13 protein-coding genes are annotated in these 17,493 nt (G+C 70.8%); 4 read left to right on the plus strand and 9 right to left on the minus strand.

Features of this window, described 5'->3' with window-relative positions; genetic code table 11:
• The first annotated feature begins 109 nt into the window (after positions 1 to 109).
• Positions 110 to 1,066, plus strand: coding sequence for an SDR family oxidoreductase (locus ACFVXC_RS26925; protein ID WP_389909731.1), 957 nt, complete (start codon positions 110 to 112; stop codon positions 1,064 to 1,066).
• Between the two features lie 37 nt (positions 1,067 to 1,103).
• Entirely contained in the window at positions 1,104 to 2,075 is a 972-nt protein-coding gene (locus ACFVXC_RS26930; protein ID WP_389909733.1) for a helix-turn-helix transcriptional regulator, read from the plus strand.
• A gap of 167 nt (positions 2,076 to 2,242) precedes the next feature.
• Here ACFVXC_RS26930 and aceE read toward each other — a convergent pair whose 3' ends face one another.
• The 6 genes from aceE to ACFVXC_RS26960 all read right to left on the minus strand — a co-directional run bounded on the left by aceE (position 2,243) and on the right by ACFVXC_RS26960 (position 12,120).
• Positions 2,243 to 4,939: a pyruvate dehydrogenase (acetyl-transferring), homodimeric type gene (gene aceE, locus ACFVXC_RS26935; RefSeq protein ID WP_389909736.1), complete on the minus strand. Its 2,697-nt coding sequence runs from the start codon at positions 4,937 to 4,939 to the stop codon at positions 2,243 to 2,245.
• Positions 4,940 to 5,241: 302 nt separating this feature from the next.
• Positions 5,242 to 5,865 carry a GntR family transcriptional regulator gene (locus tag ACFVXC_RS26940; protein ID WP_389909739.1) on the minus strand — a complete coding sequence of 208 codons (624 nt, stop codon included), beginning with the start codon at positions 5,863 to 5,865 and terminating at the stop codon, positions 5,242 to 5,244.
• 147 nt (positions 5,866 to 6,012) lie between these two features.
• Entirely contained in the window at positions 6,013 to 7,809 is a 1,797-nt protein-coding gene (gene sucB, locus ACFVXC_RS26945) for a 2-oxoglutarate dehydrogenase, E2 component, dihydrolipoamide succinyltransferase (protein ID WP_389909742.1), read from the minus strand.
• A 61-nt stretch (positions 7,810 to 7,870) separates the two neighbouring features.
• Entirely contained in the window at positions 7,871 to 9,259 is a 1,389-nt protein-coding gene (gene lpdA, locus ACFVXC_RS26950) for a dihydrolipoyl dehydrogenase (RefSeq protein WP_389909745.1), read from the minus strand.
• Positions 9,260 to 9,620: 361 nt separating this feature from the next.
• Entirely contained in the window at positions 9,621 to 11,162 is a 1,542-nt protein-coding gene (locus ACFVXC_RS26955) for a leucyl aminopeptidase (RefSeq protein WP_389909747.1), read from the minus strand.
• Between the two features lie 175 nt (positions 11,163 to 11,337).
• On the minus strand, positions 11,338 to 12,120 hold the full coding sequence (locus ACFVXC_RS26960; protein WP_389909750.1) for an adenosylcobinamide-GDP ribazoletransferase: 783 nt from the start codon (positions 12,118 to 12,120) through the stop codon (positions 11,338 to 11,340).
• Between the two features lie 103 nt (positions 12,121 to 12,223).
• Here ACFVXC_RS26960 and ACFVXC_RS26965 point away from each other — a divergent pair, with 103 nt between their 5' ends.
• Entirely contained in the window at positions 12,224 to 12,982 is a 759-nt protein-coding gene (locus ACFVXC_RS26965) for a hypothetical protein (protein WP_389909753.1), read from the plus strand.
• On the opposite strand, the gene ACFVXC_RS26970 is transcribed toward ACFVXC_RS26965, so the two are convergent.
• From ACFVXC_RS26970 to cobT, 3 genes are all read right to left on the minus strand, one after another.
• The gene (locus tag ACFVXC_RS26970) at positions 12,928 to 13,635 is read right to left on the minus strand and encodes a hypothetical protein (RefSeq protein WP_389909755.1); all 708 of its coding nucleotides are present in this window, start codon (positions 13,633 to 13,635) and stop codon (positions 12,928 to 12,930) included. The genes ACFVXC_RS26965 and ACFVXC_RS26970 overlap by 55 nt on opposite strands.
• A complete protein-coding gene (locus ACFVXC_RS26975; protein WP_389909758.1) occupies positions 13,632 to 15,422 on the minus strand; it encodes a phosphatidylglycerol lysyltransferase domain-containing protein in 1,791 nt (596 codons plus the stop codon). Before ACFVXC_RS26975 ends, ACFVXC_RS26970 begins: the two co-directional genes overlap by 4 nt.
• A gap of 67 nt (positions 15,423 to 15,489) precedes the next feature.
• Positions 15,490 to 16,596, minus strand: coding sequence for a nicotinate-nucleotide--dimethylbenzimidazole phosphoribosyltransferase (cobT, locus tag ACFVXC_RS26980; protein WP_389909761.1), 1,107 nt, complete (start codon positions 16,594 to 16,596; stop codon positions 15,490 to 15,492).
• 151 nt (positions 16,597 to 16,747) lie between these two features.
• Between cobT and ACFVXC_RS26985 the strand changes: the two genes are divergently transcribed.
• Positions 16,748 to 17,485 (plus strand): class I SAM-dependent methyltransferase, encoded by a 738-nt coding sequence (locus ACFVXC_RS26985; RefSeq protein ID WP_389909764.1) that lies wholly within the window; start codon positions 16,748 to 16,750, stop codon positions 17,483 to 17,485.
• Positions 17,486 to 17,493: the final 8 nt, after the last annotated feature.

The following is a 17,493-nucleotide window of genomic DNA, read 5'->3' on the forward strand; positions in this document are numbered from 1 at the left end:
GCGGATGCGGCCCTCTCGTTATGCGTGCACATGCCCATGGAAAACCCGACAGCAGATGTCGGCATTGAGTGGCAGCCTCCAGAACATGGAGAGCAAGGAGAGCAGAGGCATGGAGACCACACCCGCACCCGCGCAGTCCCTGACCGGAAAGATCGCCCTCGTCGCCGGTGCCACCCGTGGCGCGGGCCGGGCCATGGCAGTGGAGCTCGGCCGTGCCGGAGCCACCGTCTACGCGACGGGACGCACGACCCGCGAGCACACCAGCGAGGTCGGCCGCACCACGGAGACCATCGAGGAGACCGCGGAGCTGATCACCGCGGCGGGCCGCGAAGCAGGCGGACCGGGCACCGGGATCGCCGTGCCCACCGATCACCTGGAGCCCGAGCAGGTGGCGGCCCTCGTCGAGCGGATCGACCGGGAGCAGGGACGGCTGGACATCCTGGTCAACGACATCTGGGGCGGCGACGTCCACGTCGAGTGGGACAAGAAGATGTGGGAGCACGACCTCGACAAGGGGCTGCGCCTGATGCGCCTGGGCATCGAGACCCACATCGTCACCAGCCGCTACGCGCTGCCGCTGCTCATCAAGAATCCCGGCGGCCTGGTCGTCGAGGTCACCGACGGGACCGAGGAGTACAACGGCCCCAACTACCGCAAGCCCTTCTACTACGACCTCGCCAAGTCGGCCCCGCTGCGGATGGCGCGCGGCCTGGCCGAAGAGCTCAAGGAGTACGGCTGCACGGCGCTCTGTCTGTCCCCCGGCTGGCTGCGCTCCGAGTTCATGCTCGACACGGCCTTCAGCGTGACGGAGGAGAACTGGCAGGACGGGTGCGAGCAGAACCCGCACTTCGCGATCTCCGAGACTCCTACCTTCGTGGGCCGTGCTCTGGTCGCGCTCGCCTCCGACCCCGAAGTGCCCCGCTGGAACGGCAAGTCCCTCTCCAGCGGCGGCCTCGCCAAGGAGTACGGCTTCACGGACATCGACGGCTCGGCACCGGACGCCTGGCGCTACATCGCGGAGGTCGAACAGACGGGCAAGACCGCGGACGTCACGGGCTACCGCTAGCCACCTCCGGTCCGGCGGCGGACGGCATCATGGGGACATGCGCGCTGCACGCCTGATCAAGATGGTGCTTCTCCTCCAGGCCCGCCCCTCCATGACCGCCGCCGAGCTCGCGGGTGAGCTCGAAGTGTCCGAGCGGACCATCACCCGCGACGCCCAGGCGCTCTCGGAGGCCGGAGTCCCGGTGTACGCGGACCGGGGGCGGACCGGCGGCTACCGCCTCATCGGCGGCTACCGCACCCGGCTCACCGGCCTCGGACGCAGCGAGGCGGAGGCCCTCTTCCTGTCCGGAGTGCCGGGCGCGCTGCGGGAGATGGGCCTGGAGGACGCGGCGTCGGCGGCCCGTCTGAAGGTGTCGGCGGCGCTGATGCCCTCGCTGCGGGACGCGTCGCAGAACGCGTCGCAGCGGTTCCATCTGGACGCGCCGGGCTGGTTCAAGGAGACATCGGCGCCCGAGCTGCTGCCCCTCCTCGCGGACGCGGTGTGGGACGACAGGCTCGTCACCGCCCGCTACCGGCGCGAGGACACCGAGGTGGAACGGGAGCTTGAGCCCTACGGTCTCGTGCTCAAGGCCGGTGTCTGGTATCTGTGCGCGCGAGTGCCCGACACGGGTTCGTTCCGGGTGTACCGCATCGACCGGTTCACCGCGGTCGCGGGCGGTGAGGACCGCTTCGTACGCGACGAGGAGTTCGATCTGCCGGGCTTCTGGGAGGAGCGGGCCGCGCAGTTCGCACGGGCGATCCTGCGGTCCGAGGTCGTGGTGCGGCTCTCGGAGGCGGGCGTACGACAGCTTCCGTACGCCACCGATTCCGTGTCCACCCGCGAAGCCCTGGAGGGAGCGAGCGCCCCGGACGGCGAGGGCTGGGTGACGCTCACCCTCGCCGTGGAGAACGACATGGTCGCGTACACCCAGCTCATGTCCCTGGGCCCGGAGGCGGAGGTCTTGGAGCCGGCGACGCTGAGGGAGAGATTCACGGAAGCGGCCCGCCGGATGGCCGACCGCTACGAGTAGCGGCAATCGGGCGGGTGGGCGGGAAAGCCCCGGCGGCGCAGTAAAACAAACCCGCACACGAGAACGAACCCACGCACGAGAACGAACCCGCACACGAGAACGAACCCGCACACGGGAACGGGCCCCTGCCGGAAAAGCAGAGACCCGTACCCGCATCAGGCCGAAGGCTACAGACCGTACTTGGCCCGAGCCTCCTTCACCGCGGAAGCGGGCACCTCGCCCCGCCGCGCCAGCTGCGCGAGAGCGGCGACGACGATGGACTCCGCGTCGATGCCGAAGTGGCGACGGGCGGCGTCACGCGTGTCCGAGAGCCCGAACCCGTCCGCGCCGAGGGACGAGTAGTCCTGCTCGACCCACTGCGCGATCTGGTCGGGAACCTGCCGCATGTAGTCGGAGACGGCGAGCACGGGACCCTGCGCACCCTCGAGCGCGCTGCGCACGTAAGGAGTGCGCTCCTCGCCGCGCAGGATCGCCTCGTCCGCATCGAGGGCGTCGCGGCGCAGCTCGGTCCAGGAGGTCGCGGACCACACGTCGGCGGCCACACCCCACTCCTCGGCGAGCAGCTTCTGCGCGGCGAGCGTCCAGTGGATGGCCGTACCCGAACCGATCAGCTGGATGCGCGAGGCGTTCGCGGCGGGGGAGTGACCCGCCGTCTCGGCCGTGTTGAAGCGGTACAGACCGCGCACGATGCCCTCGTCGACACCCGCGGGCTTCGCGGGCTGCGGCATCGGCTCGTTGTAGACGGTGAGGTAGTAGAAGACGTTCTGGTCCTCACCGGGGGCCGCCTCGCCGTACATCCGGCGCAGACCGTCCTTGACGATCGCCGCGACCTCGTAGGCGAACGCGGGGTCGTACGACATGGCGGCGGGGTTCGTCGCGGCGATCACCGGAGAGTGGCCGTCCGCGTGCTGGAGACCCTCACCCGTCAGCGTCGTACGACCGGCGGTGGCGCCGACGAGGAAGCCGCGGCCGAGCTGGTCGCCGAGCTGCCACATCTGGTCGGCCGTGCGCTGCCAGCCGAACATCGAGTAGAAGATGTAGAAGGGGATCATCGCCTCGCCGTGCGTCGCGTACGACGACGAAGCGGCGATGAAGTCCGCCATGGAACCGGCCTCGGTGATCCCCTCGTTGAGGATCTGGCCGTCCTTGGCCTCCTTGTAGTACATCAGCTGGTCGCGGTCGACCGGCTCGTACGTCTGGCCCTTGGGCGAGTAGATGCCGAGCGAGGGGAAGAGCGACTCCATGCCGAAGGTGCGCGCCTCGTCGGGGACGATCGGCACCCAGCGCTTGCCGGTCTCCTTGTCCCGTACGAGATCCTTGACGAGGCGTACGAAGGCCATGGTCGTCGCGATCGACTGCGAGCCGGAGCCCTTGTCGAACGAGGCGAACGCCTTGTCGGCCGGGGCGGGCAGCGGCGCGAGCGGCTGCGTGCGGCGGGCCGGGGCCGGACCGCCGAGGGCGGCGCGGCGCTCCTGGAGGTAGCGGACCTCGGGGGCGTCGGCGCCCGGGTGGCCGTAGGGCACCTGGCCGTCGACGAACGCGCTGTCCGGGATCGGCAGCTCAAGAAGGTCGCGCATGTCCTTGAACTCGTCCACCGTGAGCTTCTTCATCTGGTGGTTGGCGTTCTTGGACTCGAAGCCCTTGCCGAGCGTGAAGCCCTTGACCGTCTGCGCGAGGATCACGGTCGGCGCGCCCTTGTGGGTGAGCGCCGCACGGTAGGCCGCGTAGACCTTGCGGGCCTCGTGGCCGCCGCGCGAGAGGTGGAAACACTCGCTGATCTTGTCGTCGCTGAGCAGCTTGCCGAGCTCGACGAGCGCGGGCTCGGAGCCGAAGAAGTGCTCGCGGATGTAGGCGGCGTCACGCGTCGCGTACGTCTGGAACTGCGCGTCCGGCACCTCGCGCAGGCGGCGGACCAGGGCGCCGTTCGTGTCGAGCTTGAACAGCTCGTCCCAGGCGTTGCCCCACAGGACCTTGATGACGTTCCAGCCGGCGCCGCGGAACTGGGCCTCCAGCTCCTGCACCACGCGGAAGTTGGCGCGGACCGGGCCGTCGAGGCGCTGCAGGTTGCAGTTGATGACGTACGTGAGGTTGTCCAGGCCCTCACGGGCGGCGAGCGCGAGGGCTGCCGTCGACTCGGGCTCGTCCATCTCGCCGTCACCGAGGAACGCCCACACGTGCGAGGCGGAGACGTCCTTGATGCTGCGGTTGGTGAGGTAGCGGTTGAAGCGCGCCTGGTAGATCGCCGACAGCGGGCCAAGGCCCATGGAGACGGTCGGGAACTCCCACAGCCAGGGCAGACGGCGCGGGTGCGGGTAGGACGGCAGACCGTTGCCACCCGCCTCCTGGCGGAAGTTGTCGAGCTGCGTCTCGTTCAGACGGCCGTCGAGGAAGGCACGGGCGTAGATGCCGGGGGAGGCGTGGCCCTGGATGTAGAGCTGGTCGCCGGAGCCGTCCCCCTCCTTGCCCTGGAAGAAGTGGTTGAAGCCGGTCTCGTACAGCCAGGCGGCGGAGGCGAAGGTGGCGATGTGGCCGCCCACTCCGTGTTTGCTGCCCCGGGTCACCATCGCGGCCGCGTTCCAGCGGTTCCACGCGGCGATGCGCTGCTCCATCGCCTCGTCGCCCTCGATCGCCGGCTCGGCGGAGGTGGGGATGGTGTTGACGTAGTCGGTCTCAAGGAGCTTGGGCAGCGCCAGGCCCGCGCCCTCGGCGCGCTCCAGCGTGCGCCGCATCAGGTATGCGGCACGGTGCGGCCCGGCCGCCTGGGTAACGGCGTCCAGGGAGGCCTGCCATTCGGCGGTCTCCTCGGGGTCGCGGTCCGGGAGCTGGTCGAGCTCGCTCGGCTGGATTGCGGAGGGGTCGGTCATGTCGCCGCCTTCCTGAGTCGGAGGGGGTCCCCTGTTCGGTAAGGGGTGGGGGTTGCCCTAGGTCTTTGGCAGGACAGGGCGTGAGGCTCGGGTGAGAGCCCGTCGGAGACTCTAACTCCGTGATCGATGATCGATCAAAGGGTTGAAGTCGAAAATTCCTTCATATTCAGAAAGTAGGCATCCGGTGCCAACAAATCGGGCACGCGGTGCCTTCGATTTGAAGGATCGATGCGGGGATCTTCGCAGGTGAGAGCACGTATGAGCGGGGCGGGCACGGATGAGCGCGAGCCCCGTGGAAGAGGTCAGGCGCGCGGCGCGCAGCCCAGCACGTGGGCCTTCACCAGCTCGGCGATCGCGGGATCCCGGCGCCGGAACGCCGAGACGAGGGCCTCGTGCTCCTCCGCGTACGACTGCTGCACCGTCCCGAGCCACCGGATCGAGAGCGCCGTGAAGACCTCGATGCCCAGGCCCTCCCAGGTGTGAAGGAGCACGGAGTTGTCGGCGGCCCGCACCAACTCCCGGTGGAAACCGACCGTGTGCCGCACCTGGGAGGTGCCGTCGGCGGCCCGGTCCGCCTCGTACAGGGCGGCGACATGGGGCTCAAGGGCCGAGCAGTCCACGGCCAGGCTCTCCGCCGCCAGCTCGGCGGCGATCGCCTCGAGACCCGCACGGACGGGGTAGCTCTCCTCCAGGTCCGCAGCGGTCAAGTTCCGCACGCGTACGCCCTTGTTGGGCGCCGACTCGATGAGCCGCAGCGTCTCGAGCTCCCGCAGGGCTTCGCGTACGGGAGTCTGTGAGACCTCGAGCTCCACGGCGATCCGCCGCTCCACGATCCGCTCGCCCGGCTGCCAGCGCCCGCTGACGATCCCCTCCACGATGTGCTCGCGGATCTGTTCGCGCAGCGAGTGAACGACGGGCGCGGTCATGAGGGCTCCTCCGGCGGGGGCGGTGCCCCCAGGGCGTTGTGACCCCTAGACAATACGGCGACGCCCCCGCTCGGAAACCTCCGAACGGGGGCGTACGCACTGATGAGACGAGTCTTACAGCCCTGGGGCCGAAGAACTACGGGAGAGCTACAGGCCGAGCTCGACCTCGAACTCGCCCGCCTCCAGGATCGCCTTGACCGTGGTCAGGTAGCGGGCGGCGTCCGCGCCGTCCACCAGACGGTGGTCGTAGGAGAGCGAGAGGTACGTCATGTCCCGCACCGCGATGGTCTCGCCGAGGTCGGGGTGGTTGATGACGACCGGGCGCTTGACCGTGGCACCGATGCCCAGGATGGCGGCCTGGTTCGGCGGCACGATGACCGTGTCGAACAGGGCACCGCGCGAACCGGTGTTGGAGACCGTGAAGGTGGCGCCGGACATGTCGTCCGGGGTGAGGCCACCGCCGCGGGCCTTGCCGGCCAGCTCGGCGGTCTTCTTGGAGATACCGGCGATGTTCAGGTCGCCCGCACCCTTGATGACCGGCGTCATCAGACCCTTCTCGGCGTCAACGGCGATGCCGATGTTCTCCGAGTCGAAGTACGTGATGGTGCCTTCGTCGTCGTTGATCCGGGCGTTGACGACCGGGTGGGCCTTCAGCGCCTGGGCGGCGGCCTTGACGAAGAACGGCATCGGGGAGAGCTTGACGCCCTCACGAGCCGCGAACGAGTCCTTCGCCTTGGCGCGCAGCTTCATCAGCTTCGTGATGTCGACCTCGACGACCGAGGTCAGCTGGGCCTGCGAGTGCAGCGCCTTCATCATGTTGTCGCCGATGACCTTGCGCATGCGGGTCATCTTGACCGTCTGGCCGCGGAGGGGAGAGACCTCCAGGGCCGGGGCCTTCGACGCGGCCGGAGCGGCGGCGGCCGGAGCCGGGGCCGCGGCCTTCTTGGCCTCGGCGGCGGCGATGACGTCCTGCTTGCGGATGCGGCCACCGACGCCGGTGCCCTTGACGTCCGACAGGCTCACGCTGTGCTCGTTGGCCAGCTTGCGGACCAGCGGCGTGACGTACGCACCGTCGTCGGCCGGGGAGGCCTGCGCGGGGGCCGCCGGGGCGGCGGGCGCCGCCGGAGCCGGAGCGGCCGGAGCGGGAGCGGCCGGAGCGGCGGGCTGAGCCGGAGCCGGAGCGGCAGCGGCGGGCGCGGCCGGGGCGGCGGGCTGAGCCGCGGGGGCGGCCGGAGCAGCCGGAGCGGCGGGCGCCGCCGGAGCCTCGGCCGGAGCGGCGGGGGCAGCCGGAGCGGCAGCGGCCGGAGCGGCACCGGGAGCGCCGATGACGGCGAGCTTGGCGCCGACCTCAGCGGTCTCGTCCTCGCCCACGACGATCTCGAGCAGCACGCCCGCGGCCGGGGAGGGGATCTCGGTGTCGACCTTGTCCGTGGAGACCTCGAGCAGGGGCTCGTCCTCCGCGACCTCCTCGCCGACCTCCTTCAGCCAACGGGTGACGGTGCCCTCGGTGACCGACTCGCCCAGGGCGGGCAGTGTGACGTCGGTGCCGGACGCGCCACCGGCCGGGGCTGCCTCAGCGGCAGGGGCCTCGGCGGCAGGGGCCTCGGCGGCGGGAGCCGGAGCAGCGGGGGCCTCGGCGGCGGGGGCCGGGGCCTCCTCCTGCGCGGGCTCGGCGGCCGGAGCGGCCTCGGCGGCGGGGGCGCCGCTGCCGTCGTCGATGACGGCCAGCTCGGCGCCGACCTCGACGGTCTCGTCCTCGGCGACCTTGATGGAGGCCAGGATGCCGGCGGCGGGAGAGGGGATCTCGGTGTCGACCTTGTCGGTCGAGACCTCGAGCAACGGCTCGTCGGCCTCGACGCGCTCGCCCTCGGCCTTCAGCCAACGGGTGACAGTGCCCTCGGTGACGCTCTCGCCGAGCGCCGGAAGGGATACGGAAACCGCCATGGTTTCAGTTGCTCCTTACGAAATTGCGGAAGTCTGGTCGTCGCGCCCGATAACTGAAGGGTCAGTCGTGGGAGTGGAGAGGCTTGCCTGCGAGGGCCAGGTGAGCCTCGCCCATCGCCTCGTTCTGCGTCGGGTGGGCGTGGATGAGCTGGGCGACCTCGGCCGGCAGCGCTTCCCAGTTGTAGATCAGCTGGGCTTCGCCGACCTGCTCGCCCATGCGGTCGCCGACCATGTGGACGCCGACCACGGCACCGTCCTTGACCTGGACGAGCTTGATCTCGCCCGCGGTCTTGAGGATCTTGCTCTTGCCGTTGCCGGCCAGGCTGTACTTGAGGGCGACGACCTTGTCCGCGCCGTAGATCTCCTTGGCCTTGGCCTCGGTGATGCCCACGGAGGCGACCTCGGGGTGGCAGTACGTCACCTTCGGCACGCCGTCGTAGTCGATCGGGACGGTCTTGAGACCGGCCAGGCGCTCCGCCACCAGGATGCCCTCGGCGAAGCCGACGTGCGCGAGCTGGAGGGTCGGCACCAGGTCGCCCACGGCCGAGATGGTCGGGACGTTGGTCTGCATGTACTCGTCGGCGAGGACGTAGCCGCGGTCCATGGCGACGCCCTGCTCCTCGTAGCCGAGACCCGAGGAGACCGGGCCGCGGCCGATGGCGACGAGCAGCACCTCGGCGTCGAAGGTCTTGCCGTCGGCGAGAGTCACGCGGACGCCGTCCTGCGTGTACTCGGCCTTCTCGAAGAAGGTGCCGAGGTTGAACTTGATGCCGCGCTTGCGGAACGCGCGCTCAAGAAGCTTCGAGGAGTTCTCGTCCTCGACCGGCACGAGGTGCTTGAGGCCCTCGACGACGGTCACCTCGGACCCGAAGGACTTCCACGCCGAGGCGAACTCGACGCCGATGACGCCGCCGCCCAGAATGATCGCGGACTTCGGCACGCGGTCCAGGGTCAGGGCGTGGTCCGAGGAGATGATGCGGTTGCCGTCGATCTCCAGGCCCGGCAGCGACTTCGGCACGGAGCCGGTCGCGAGAAGCACGTGGCGGCCCTGGACGCGCTGGCCGTTCACGTCCACGGAGGTCGGGGACGAGAGCTTGCCCTCGCCCTCGATGTACGTCACCTTGCGCGAGGCGATGAGTCCCTGCAGGCCCTTGTAGAGGCCGGAGATCACGTCGTCCTTGTACTTGTGGACGGCCGCCATGTCGATGCCCTCGAAGGTGGCCTTCACGCCGAACTGGTCGGCTTCGCGTGCCTGGTCGGCGATCTCGCCGGCGTGCAGCAGCGCCTTCGTGGGGATGCAGCCGTTGTGCAGGCAGGTACCGCCGACCTTGCCCTTCTCGATCAGGGCGACGTCCAGGCCCAACTGCGACGCGCGCAGTGCCGCGGCGTAACCGCCGCTACCGCCGCCGAGAATCACTAGGTCGAAAACGGTGCTGGCGTCGTTCGCCACGTCACGTCCTCCATGCATGTGCGCCGTACGCCGGACCGCTCTTCCCGGGGGTCGACCGGTCGGTCGGCTGGTATTCGGCCGCTCTTGTTTCGGCCCTGTGGTGGGGGCCCTGTCCTGCCGAGAACCCATCTTCGCACTTGTCGGCGAGAGGTGGGACGGCGGGCCGGGCTGTGAGACGTCTGATTCGCCACGTCCGGGCGTTACTCAGGCTTTACTCAGGCATACGGACGGACGGATTTCGTCCAGGGCGAAATCGGTCAGGGCCCGGACATCTGGGTGTCCGGGCCCTGACCCGCGTACGACGGATCAGCTGGTCGGCCGAGGCCTGGTCAGCCGATGCCTGGTAGGCCGAGGCCTGCTGTCAGCCGAGGTCGCCCGCGGCCGTGCGCTCCGCGAGGCGGACCAGGGTGCGGACCGCGGTGCCGGTGCCGCCCTTGGGCGTGTAGCCGAACGGGCCGCCCTCGTTGAAGGCCGGGCCCGCGATGTCCAGGTGCGCCCAGGTGATGCCCTCGCCGACGAACTCCTTCAGGAAGAGACCGGCCACCAGACCGCCGCCCATGCGCTCGCCCATGTTGGCGATGTCGGCGGTGGGGGAGTCCATGCCCTTCTTCAGGTGCTCGGGCAGCGGCATCGGCCAGGAGGGCTCGCCCGCCTCCTCCGAGGCGTCGTGGATCGCGGCGCGGAACGCGTCGTCGTTGGCCATGATGCCGAAGGTGCGGCTGCCGAGGGCCATCATCATGGCGCCGGTCAGCGTGGCCACGTCGACGATCGCGTCGGGCTTGTCCTCGGAGGCCTTGGCGATCGCGTCGGCCAGGACCAGGCGGCCCTCGGCGTCCGTGTTGAGCACCTCGACGGTCTTGCCGCTGTACATGCGCAGGACGTCGCCCGGACGGGTCGCCGAGCCCGACGGCATGTTCTCGGCCAGCGCCAGCCAGCCGGTGACGTTGACGTCGAGGCCCAGGCGCGCGGCGGAGACGACGGCGGCGAAGACGGCCGCGGCACCGGCCATGTCGCACTTCATCGTCTCGTTGTGGCCCGCGGGCTTCAGCGAGATGCCGCCCGAGTCGTACGTGATGCCCTTGCCGATGAAGGCGAGGTGCTTCTTCGCCTTGGACGACGTGTACGAGAGCTTGACCAGGCGCGGCGGGGCCTCCGAGCCGACGCCGACGCCGAGGATGCCGCCGAAGCCGCCCTTGGCGAGCGCCTTCTCGTCCAGGACCTGCACCTTGATGCCGTGCTCCTTGGCGGCCGCGGAGGCGACCGCGGCGAAGGCCTCGGGGTTCAGGTCGTTCGGCGGGGTGTTGATGAGGTCGCGGGCGCGGTTCAGCTCCTCGGACACGGCGATGGCGCGCTCGACGGCGGCCTTGTACGCCTTGTCGCGGGGCTTGCCGCCGAGCAGGGCGATCTCGGCGAGCGGACCCTTGGCGTCCTTGCCGCTCTTGCCGTCCTTGCCCTTGGCGGAACCATTCTCCTTGTACGCGTCGAACGAGTACGCGCCGAGCAGCGCGCCCTCGGCGATCGCGCCGGTGTCATCGGCGTCCTCGGCGGGCAGCGCGAACGCGGCCTTCTTCGAGCCGGACAGGGCGCGCGCGGCGGTACCGGCGGCGCGGCGCAGGGCGTCAGTGCCGTACGTCTCGTCCTTCTCCGGCACCGGGCCGAGACCGACCGCGACGACGACCGGCGCCTTGAAGCCGGAAGGCGCGGGGAGCTTGGTCACCTCGCCCTCGCCGCCCGTGGCGCCGAGGGTCTCCAGGACGGACGCGAGCTTGCCGTCGTACGCCTTTTCCACGGCTTCGGCGCCGGGCGCGACAACCGGGCCCTTGGCGCCCTTGGCGACGCCGACGACGATCGCGTCGCCGCGCAAGCCGGACGCGGCGGCGGTGCTGAGAGTCAGAGCAGTCACGGTGGTGAATTCTCGCTTCCGTTGAGTTCTTCGGCCGATGGGTGGGTCGACCCGGCCCGACGCCAGCCTAGAACGGGCCGGAAAAGCGCCGAACATGAGCCTACGCGCGTCGCGCCCATTCGATTGTGCTGGTGGAGATTCATCCGTTCGAGGCTGCGCTTTTATGTTTCGGCAGTCAGCCGAGGGCCAGGGTCACCAGCGCCGCCGTGGCGGCGGTCTCGGCGAGCGCGCCGAAGACGTCGCCGGTGATGCCTCCGAAGCGGCGGACGCAGTGCCTCAGGAGGAGTTCGGCGGCGCAGAGCGCGAGGACCACGGCAGCCGCGTACCGCACGATCTCGTACGTCCCCAAGGGCGCGGCGGCGATCGCCGCCACCACGGTGACGAGTGCCCCCGCGAGCAGGGCGGAGCCCCGGGGGACGGTCCCGGCCACCGCGGCCCCGAGTCCCTCCGGGCGGGCCGGGGGGATGCCCTCGCGGGCGGCCAGGGTGAGGGCGAGGCGGGCGACGGCCGCCGAGACGACCGCGGCGAGCGCACCCCGGGTCCATGAGGCTTCGTACAGCTGGAAGAGGACGGCCACTTGGGCGAGCAGGGTGAAGAGCAGTGTGATGACGCCGAAGGGGCCGACGTCGGACTGCTTCATGATGCTCAGCGCCTGGTCGGCGGGTTTGGCGCTGCCCAGGCCGTCGGCGGTGTCGGCGAGGCCGTCCAGGTGGAGGCCGCGCGTGAGCACGGCGGGGACGGCGGCGCTCGCCACCGCGGCGAGCAGAGGTCCCGAGCCGAGCGCCATGAGCAGGCCGCCGAGCCCGGCCGCGCACAGGCCGACCACCAGCCCCGCCAGGGGGGCGCAGAGCATCCCGGCGCGGGCCGCGTCGCGGTCCCACTCGGTGACGCGGACCGGGAGCGCGGTGAGCGTGCCGAAGGTGAAGCGGAGTCCGGCGGCGGGGGAGGTTCGGGGCACCGCGGAAGATTACCTGGGGCGCTCGGGTGAGTCTCGGGTGAGTGGTGGGAGGGAGAGATCCGCCGCGAAGTGCGACAAGCGGCCCCCGGCCCAGGATGGCCCCATGGCCGACTGGTGGTACCGGAACATCACGGAGCCGGGGAAGCTGCCGCTCCTCCTGGCCCTGCTCTCCTTCGTGGGGTCCTTCCTCGTCACCCGGACCATCACGCGCCTCATCCGCGCGGGCAAGGGCCCCTTCCGGAACATCAGTTCGGGAGACGTGCACATCCACCACGTCGTACCTGGCATCTTCCTCATGCTCGTCGGCGGATTCTGGGCGGTCGCGGCCGGCAGGCACAGCCTCGCCGCGATGTTCGCCGCGGTCTTCTTCGGCTTGGGCGCCGGTCTCGTACTCGACGAGTTCGCGCTGATCCTCTACCTCGACGACGTCTACTGGAGCGAGCGGGGCCGCAAGAGCGTCGAGGTCGTGATGCTGACGGCGGCCCTGGTGGTGCTCGTGCTCACCGGCTTCACCCCGTTCGGGGTGGACGACCTGACGTCCGAGGAGCGGAGCAACCGCGCGGGCTTCGCCCTGAACGTCGCCGTCAACTGCTGCTTCGCCCTGATCGCCCTGGCCAAGGGCAAGCTGCGCACAGCCCTGATCGGCGTCGTGATCCCGCTGGTCGCGTTGGTGGGCGCGATCCGCCTGGCCCGCCCGGGATCGGCATGGGCCAGGCGCTTCTACCGCAACAGGCCCCGCGCCCGCGCCCGATCGGGCCTGCGCGCCTTCCACCACGACCGGCGCTGGGCGGGCCCGCGCCGCAGGATTCAGGACTGGATCGGCGGCAAACCGGACCCGGAACTCGCGCGCCCGCGCCGCTGACGCACCGCCGAGCAGGCGCACAGCACGAGGACCGCGGCGATCGCCGCCAGATGCTCCTTGCCCGCGAGGTTCTCCTTGACGAACACCTCGACGACCATCAGGGCGGTCACGAACGCCGCCGTGAACCAGGCCCGGTAGCGCCAGCACACGTAGACCGCGAGCCCTACCACCGCGGCGGAGGGACCGGTGTCGACGACCTGCGCGTCGGACGCGGGGAGCCCCAGCGGGTTGTCCGGCCCCCACGCGATGCCCACCCGCGCGTAGAGCGTGCCCGCCAGGGTGGCCAGGTAGGCGATGACGAGCGTGCGCCACCAGCCGATACAGATCTCCGCGACGCCGAACACCAGCAGGATCTGCGCGAGCGCGCCCCACACGGGCAGGTCGAGCGCGGGCACGAAGAGCGAGAGCGGGGTGCGGAGCAGGGCGAGCCAGAGCGGCTCCTCGGCCCGTACGGAGCCGATGTTCTGCACGAACTGGTAGCCCCAGGACTGGTTCTGGACGAACTGGAGGAGGGCGGTGAGACAGACCGCGGCCAGCGTCATGGGCGCCGCCCACCGGCGCCGCCGCGCGATGCCGCGGCGCACGGTGGCGTACAGCGGCCCCCACTCGCGCCGGGCAAGCCGGGCGAGGCGGACCGGGACCAGGGTGCTCATCGTCGGGACTCCAGGTGCTTGCGGTACAGCCGCCCCCAAGTTCTCGGCTTCGCTCGAACAGGGAGGGACCCCCCTGGCAGGCCCGGCGCTTCGAGGAAGCCCTCCGCGCGGGCCGACGCGATGCCGATGCGCGGCAGGTCGCCGCTCTTCTCGAAGAGAAGGAAGCGGGGCTCCCAGATCGGGCGGTACTTCGCGTTGGCGCGGTACAGCGACTCGATCTGCCACCACCGCGAGAAGAAGGTGAGCAGCGAGCGCCACAGCCGCAGGACCGGGCCCGCGCCGAGCCGGGAGCCACGTTCGAAGACCGACCTGAACATCGCGAAGTTCAGCGAGACCTGAGTGATCTTGATCTCGGCGGCGCGCTGGAGCAGCTCGATGACCATGAACTCCATCAGGCCGTTCTCGGAGTCGCGATCGCGCCGCATCAGGTCGAGCGAGAGCCCGTTCGGCCCCCAGGGCACGAAGGAGAGCACCGCTCTCAACACGCCGTCGCCATCGGTGCATTCGAGCATCACGCACCGCCCGTCACCCGGGTCGCCGAGCCGGCCGAGCGCCATGGAGAAGCCCCGCTCGGTGGCCCCGTCACGCCAGTCGTCGGCCCGCTGGAGCAGGTACGCCATCTCGTCGGCCGGGATGTCCTCGTGGCGGCGGATCCGCACCTCGTAACCGGCCCGCTGGACCCGGTTGTAGGCCTGGCGGACCGTCCGCATGGCCCGTCCCTGGAGCGTGAACTCGGCCGTCTCGACGATGGCTTCGTCGCCCAGTTCGAGCGCGTCGAGGCCGTGCCGGGCGTAGATCGTCCCCGCCTCCTCGCTCGCGCCCATCACGGCGGGGAGCCAGCCGTGCTCGCGGGCGTCGGCGAGCCAGGGTTCGATGGCGCCGGGCCAGGCCTCCGGATCCCCGATGGGGTCGCCCGAGGCCAGCGAGACGCCCCCGATCACCCGGTAGGCGACCGCCGCCTTGCCGCTGGGCGACCACACGACGCTCTTCTCGCGGCGCAGCGCGAAGTAGCCGAGCGAGTCGCGCTCGCCGTACTTGTCGAGCAGTTCGTGCAGCTTGTGCTCGTCGTCCTCGGTGAGCGGGTCGACGGCCTTGCGCGAGCGGAACGCGGCGTACAGGACGGCAAGGAGGAGGAGCGTGCTGAGCACGTTGATGGTGACGTTGACCCAGCCGGGCGTGGTGATGCCCTCGAACCGGGTGTCGTCGGCGGCCAGCGAGATGAGGCGCATCGTGCCGTAGCGCCAGCGGTCGAGGAAGGTCGAACGGTATTCGTCGTGCGCGCGGTTGGTGACGGCCACCAGGAGCGCGGCGATCAGCGAGGTCACCAGGAGACCGCCGACCGCGACGGCCGCGGCGAGCTTGGGGTTGGAGCGGTCGCCCTTGGCGTAGAACTCCCGCCGCCCGACGATCAGCGAGGCGACGAAGGCGGCGGTCAGGGCGAGGGAGATCCAGTTCTGCGGGTACCGGCGGATCTCCGGGAAGACCATCGCGAACGCGAAGAGAAGTATAAAGAGCCCGCTGAGTACGAGGTTGAGAATCCAGGCAGCGCGTTTGCGGCGGCGCATCGTGATCGCCAGGAACATGGTGAACGCACCGGAGGCGAAGCCCGCGGTGAGCATGTACGGCGTGAAGTAGTTCTCGGTGTTGTGCCGCCGCAGATCCTGCCCCAGGGAGACCCAGACCGCGCTCAGAAAGTTGATGAAGGTGACGGCGCGTAGGTACCAGACACTGAAGGCCGCGGCGAGACGCTGATGGCGCCCGGCAGCAGCGGTTTGCTCATCTCCCATGAAAAGGGATCATATGGGCCATGTCGGTCCATGCCGGGCCGTCCTCGGCTGTGTGCGACCGCGCCGCCTACTCCGCTTCGGTGTCCGCCTCCGGATGCGGCTCGGCGTCGGCCTCCGCCTCCGGCTCGGCCTCCCGCTCGGGCAGTTCGGCGAAGAGCGCGGCGGCGGCCCGCACAAGCGGCAGCGCGAGGAGCGCCCCCAGGCCCTCACCCACCTGCACGCCCTGCTCCAGCACGGGGTCGAGCGCCATCCGGTCGAGGGCCTTGGCCTGCGCGGGCTCCCCGCTGCTGTGCCCCGCGAGCCACCAGTCCGGCGCCCGGAAAGCGACCCGCTGGGCCACGAGCGCCGCCGCCGACGCGACGACGCCGTCCAGGATGACCGGCGTACGGCGCACGGCGCTCTGCAGCAGGAATCCGGTCATGGCGGCGATGTCCGCACCGCCCACGGTGGCGAGCAGTTCGAGCTGATCGCCGAGTACCGGCCGCGCCCGCCGCAGCGAGTCCCGGACGGCCGCGCACTTGCGCATCCACGCCAGGTCGTCGATCGGCGCGCCGCCGCGCCCGGTCACCACGGACGCGTCGGTCCCGCACAGCGCGGCGATCAGCGTCGCCGCGGGTGTCGTTCCGCCGACGCTCACATCGCCGAGCACGACCAGGTCGGTGCCGGAGTCGGCCTCCTCGTCCGCGACGGCCATCCCGGCCCGCACCGCGGCCTCGGCCTCCTCGGCCGTCAGCGCGTCCTCGATGTCGGTGCGCCCCGAGCCGCGCCGCACCCGATGCCCCGTCACCTGCGCGGGAAGCTCGGCCGGATCGCAGTCCAGGGCCACGTCGACGACCCGGACGGGCACATCGAGGCGGCGCGCGAGAACGGCGACGGGGCTCTCGCCGGAGAGCACGGCACGCACGAGCTCGGCCGCGCCGCCCGCGGGCCGAGCGGACACATCGAGCTCCGCGACCCCGTGGTCGCCCGCGAAGAGGATCACGCGTGGCCGCTCGATCGGCTTGACCGGCACCGAGGACTGGGCGGCGGAAAGCCACTCGCCAAGGTCGTCCAGACGGCCGAGCGCCCCGGGCGGCACGCTCTGCCGCTCCCTGCGCTCCTCGGCGTCGCGGCGGATCCCGCCGTCGGGCCGCTCGATCAGGTCGGTGAAGTCGTCGAGATTCAGCGAGCTCATTCGCCGAACAGTACCGGCAGGGCCCGGGCCCGGGTCGGACGGCCCGGCAGCGGGCATCCGGGCCACCTCCACGGTGTCGTTGCGCCGGTGCCGATGGTCCTTTACGTACCGTGATGATCCTTTACGTGCGATGTGAGGAGACGTCACGTCCATGGACGCCGCCAAGGCCGCCGCCGCCCAGGCCGAGAAGATCCTCACCGTCCCGCGGGCCGCCCGCCGTCACCGGGCGCGGGCCAGGGCGATGGGGCGCTTCATCGAGGCCGAGAGCTGGCTGGACATCGAGACCGGGCACGGGCACTTCCCCGCCGTCGCTCAAGAAGTGCACCCGTACACCGCCTTCGACGGCCTCGACATCACCGAGCGCGTGGAGGAGGGCCGCAGGACAGGCCGTGTGGAGGAGGCCCACCGCGGGCTGCTCGCCGACCTGGCGCCGAAGCTCGCGGGGCGCTACGACGCGCTGAGCATGTTCCACTACCTGGAGCGCAGCGCCGACCCGCGCATCGAACTCATCGCCGCCCGCACGGTGTTGCGGCCCGGCGGCCATCTGATGATCGAGGTCCCCGTCCCTGGGAGCCGGTACGCCAGAGTCCTCGACACGGGGTGGCTGCGGACCGAGCCCCACCACCGCATCCCGCTCGCCTTTCTCCGCCGCGAGTTGGAGAACCTCGGCTACACCGTCGTGGCCACCGACCGGCGTGAGTCGCACATCCCGTTCGACCTGAGTGCCGGGCTGGCCATCGCACTCGGCCGCGTCCGTGCCGCGGCCCGCGTCGCGGCCCCGCTCCTGGCCGCCGCGGCCCTGGCCGACCGGCTCCTCGCCCCCTTGGTCAGCCGAACCCGGTTCTCCAACGCCTACCGGGTCATCGCCCGCAGGAACCCCGACGCGTGAGGCCCGGG

Origin of the sequence: Streptomyces sp. NPDC058257 (assembly GCF_042881845.1) — a bacterium.
GTDB lineage: Bacteria > Actinomycetota > Actinomycetes > Streptomycetales > Streptomycetaceae > Streptomyces.

What these genes read in the sequence shown, in the direction of transcription:
- sucB (WP_389909742.1), bottom strand. Translation starts at nt 7,809, where the DNA reads ATGGCGGTTTCCGTATCCCTTCCGGCGCTCGGCGAGAGCGTCACCGAG.
- ACFVXC_RS26965 (WP_389909753.1), top strand. Translation starts at nt 12,224, where the DNA reads ATGGCCGACTGGTGGTACCGGAACATCACGGAGCCGGGGAAGCTGCCG.
- ACFVXC_RS26970 (WP_389909755.1), bottom strand. Translation starts at nt 13,635, where the DNA reads ATGAGCACCCTGGTCCCGGTCCGCCTCGCCCGGCTTGCCCGGCGCGAG.
- ACFVXC_RS26930 (WP_389909733.1), top strand. Translation starts at nt 1,104, where the DNA reads ATGCGCGCTGCACGCCTGATCAAGATGGTGCTTCTCCTCCAGGCCCGC.
- ACFVXC_RS26975 (WP_389909758.1), bottom strand. Translation starts at nt 15,422, where the DNA reads ATGGGAGATGAGCAAACCGCTGCTGCCGGGCGCCATCAGCGTCTCGCC.
- ACFVXC_RS26985 (WP_389909764.1), top strand. Translation starts at nt 16,748, where the DNA reads ATGGACGCCGCCAAGGCCGCCGCCGCCCAGGCCGAGAAGATCCTCACC.
- ACFVXC_RS26940 (WP_389909739.1), bottom strand. Translation starts at nt 5,865, where the DNA reads ATGACCGCGCCCGTCGTTCACTCGCTGCGCGAACAGATCCGCGAGCAC.
- cobT (WP_389909761.1), bottom strand. Translation starts at nt 16,596, where the DNA reads ATGAGCTCGCTGAATCTCGACGACTTCACCGACCTGATCGAGCGGCCC.
- ACFVXC_RS26925 (WP_389909731.1), top strand. Translation starts at nt 110, where the DNA reads ATGGAGACCACACCCGCACCCGCGCAGTCCCTGACCGGAAAGATCGCC.
- aceE (WP_389909736.1), bottom strand. Translation starts at nt 4,939, where the DNA reads ATGACCGACCCCTCCGCAATCCAGCCGAGCGAGCTCGACCAGCTCCCG.